Raw genomic sequence first — 2,908 nt, forward strand, 5'->3', positions numbered from 1 at the left:
TTCTATGGCTTATTTTCCTACTAAACGATAATACCATGAAAAATACCATGCTCAGAAAATCCTTCAAAATGCTCGAAATGTGCCGATTGAGCACAGCTACACAGCACCCTAGGCTACCTTCCGGGCTTTGACTTCCAGATGTATGCCTTCCTGCTCCTGCAGATAACCGATCACCGCAAATAGATTACTCGCCTGGGGGTTCCCTTTCGGACCGAACATGCGCATGAGACTCTTGCTCGACTTGTCGAAAACCCGGGACAATTCTTCGAACCCGATCGTCGCGTTGATATAGTCGCGCAACACCGCCTTGCCGGTATCGACGTCACCGGAAAGCAGGTATTCGACCCCTTCTTGTAGCAGGGCCTTACGAAACGCTGGATCGCGTTGGGCGCGTGCCTGAATGGTGTCCTTGAAATCTTTCGTCAGAGCCATCATGTCACCTCTTGCCGTTTCCGGCACTTATAGTCTCGCCAGTGCGCTTTTGCGGCGGCAATATCTGCATCCTGGCGCTTCTTGGTGCCACCCGCGAGCAATATCACCAACCGGTCCCCGTCCTTGCCGAAGTAGATCCGATAACCAGGGCCAAAATCAATCCGGTACTCATAGACGCCGGCACCGACACCTTTCACGTTAGAGAAGTTACCCTGCTCCATCCGATGGACTGCTGTCGCCACCTTGACCGCAGCGGCGACGTTCAGGCGATCGAACCATTTGGCATAAGGGCTGCGCCCTTGCGCATCAAGGTACTCTCTAACCCCGGTCATATGCCCCATATGGTAGCATATATGTTACCTTTTGCAATATTTCTGATTAAGGCTAGATATTTCAAGGGATTATGGCATCTTTCAGCTCTCGCCAACGCCTACAACCCCAAGCGGGCGGCCACGTCCTCATAATCCGGCGTCTCGGCATACAGCTTTTCGAGCTCGCTACGCGCCCGGCGGTGCTGACCGAGATCCTCGTAAACCAGGATCCGCTCATACCTGAGCGCCCGAAGCAGCTCCCCGGAACGGCCCTTCTTGCGGCGTAGCGCGCCGGTCAAAGTATCCCGTGCCGCATCCAGAAGCCCGAGACCATACAGGGCCTTTGCCTTGTAGAACAGCAGCGCGGTGTGAACGGGCGTTTCGTTCTCAATGCCTTCTGCCAGACGAACCACTTTCCGGTACACACTGCGGTCTCCACGGGATGCCTCCAGCAGCAGCTCTGCCAGTGACAGCTTGACCACAACGTCGTCGGGGTCCAGCCGCCGCAGCCTCTCCAGACAGGCAGTGGCATCCGCCCAGTGCTTCTGACCCTGATAGGCCTCCACCAGGCCCAGCAACACGCCGCGAAGATCCGGCCCGACATGCGCAGACACCTCGTCAGTAATCGGCAGGATCATCGTGGCGGAGATGCCATATTTGTCGAAGTAGCGGCCCAAACGGCGGTGGTTCTCAGCGGCAAGGCTCAAATAATCTGCGGCTTTCTGTAGCTGCGCCTGCTTGAGCGATAGAAAGCCCGCCAGATAGGCACCGTCTGCCAGATGCGTGGCTTTCTTCAGATACCCGAGCGCCTTGTTTTCATCGCCAAGTACTAGCTCCCGGCAACCGTCCACCAGGGCCTCCTCGTCATCCGGCGTGATCAGCCGCTTGAAGAAACCCAGCGTTAGACGGTCTTTCGGACTGACCGTTGGAGCCGTCGCGGAGGAAGCGGAACGTCTCTTTCCACCCTTCCCGCCAGTGATCGGTGTCGTGTAGAACAGTCCCGTTCCCGGAATACCCATCGTGGCACGTTTGCCTCTTGATCCGACGGTAAACTTCGCACCTCGTGGCCCAAAAGAAAGCGACCCACCCGACTTGCTCAGGTTCAGGGTTACGCCGGGGGCAATTTTGATCCGTCTCCAGAAACGAAAGCTCATGACTCAATGCGCTCAACCCACACGTACTTGCCAGGGTCCAATGTTTGTTCACCATCCCATCGATACGCCACCAGTTTGCCTCCGGGTTTAGCGACGCTGTAATCGAGACAAGCGATATTCGGTGCCAAGGGTACTGGTTCACCCTCCATCCAGTAATGACCGAGAAAGACCGGGGGTGATTCATGTGAATACTCCACCATATGATCACCGTCGATTTTGTCATCCGGTATGTGGGTTCGGGCACTCTCAGGCCCCATGAATACATCCTTGTAACTGGTGGCGTTTCGATCCCACCAGCGCACACGTATATGATGGCGCACGTTTCCGTCCTTGTCCTTGAAGCTGGCGCCAGGCTTCAATGGAATTTCCTTACCCTTCAAGATTGTTTCGACTGCACTGAACTGCCATGTACCACTACGGCAAGACTCTTGGAGAAGTTTCTCACTCAGATAGCATTCCCCGTCCTGATACTTCATGATTTCAGCGATTTCATGTTTATCCCAGCAAGCATGAATGACTCTCAAATCGCCAAGATCCAGCCAGAGTGGCAAGGTCTTGAACCAGTTAATGGTATCTTCATAAGCAGCAGGGGAGCCTTGATAGGCATCGAGGAATGCTTGATGCTGTCCTGTATTCTTCTCAGAATGCGGCCTGAGAAAACCTTCTCCTTCGTGGTCGGCGGTGTAATACGCAATGGCATTAAACTCATGGTTACCCATCACGGCAAGCGCGCTTCCAAAGTCGATCATCGCTCTCGCAATATCGATCACCTCACGCTGGTAATTGCCGCGATCGATAAAATCACCCAGGAAGATCACTTTGCGCGAGGGGTGACGATAGATGCCGGATTGGTTCTTATACCCAAGCTTGGTCAAAATCGATTCCAGGCTTTGGCTATGCCCGTGTATATCGCCAATGATGTCATAACTCATATCAGTCTATCTCGCATGGCTCTTCCCCAAATGGAGTGGGTAGATTATCGTAATCCCCTATGAGAGACAAAGACCTATA

The 2,908-nt window shown here is 54.0% G+C and carries 4 protein-coding genes; all 4 read right to left on the reverse strand.

Going from position 1 to position 2,908, the window contains the following annotated elements; genetic code table 11:
* Positions 1-108: 108 nt before the first annotated feature.
* The 4 genes from ACOCD2_RS15655 to ACOCD2_RS15670 all read right to left on the reverse strand — a co-directional run bounded on the left by ACOCD2_RS15655 (position 109) and on the right by ACOCD2_RS15670 (position 2,829).
* Positions 109-432, reverse strand: a complete 324-nt coding sequence (locus tag ACOCD2_RS15655) for a DNA-binding protein (RefSeq protein WP_293649477.1) — start codon at positions 430-432, stop codon at positions 109-111.
* Complete coding sequence (locus tag ACOCD2_RS15660) at positions 432-764, reverse strand: type II toxin-antitoxin system RelE/ParE family toxin (RefSeq protein ID WP_293649475.1); 333 nt, start codon at positions 762-764, stop codon at positions 432-434. Before ACOCD2_RS15660 ends, ACOCD2_RS15655 begins: the two co-directional genes overlap by 1 nt.
* 98 nt (positions 765-862) lie before the next feature.
* Entirely contained in the window at positions 863-1,897 is a 1,035-nt protein-coding gene (locus ACOCD2_RS15665) for a DUF4236 domain-containing protein (RefSeq protein WP_293649473.1), read from the reverse strand.
* Positions 1,894-2,829 (reverse strand): metallophosphoesterase, encoded by a 936-nt coding sequence (locus ACOCD2_RS15670; protein WP_293649471.1) that lies wholly within the window; start codon positions 2,827-2,829, stop codon positions 1,894-1,896. Before ACOCD2_RS15670 ends, ACOCD2_RS15665 begins: the two co-directional genes overlap by 4 nt.
* Positions 2,830-2,908: the final 79 nt, after the last annotated feature.

This window comes from Thiolapillus sp. (genome assembly GCF_048562965.1).
In the GTDB taxonomy this organism is placed as follows: domain Bacteria; phylum Pseudomonadota; class Gammaproteobacteria; order Chromatiales; family Chromatiaceae; genus Thiolapillus; species Thiolapillus brandeum_A.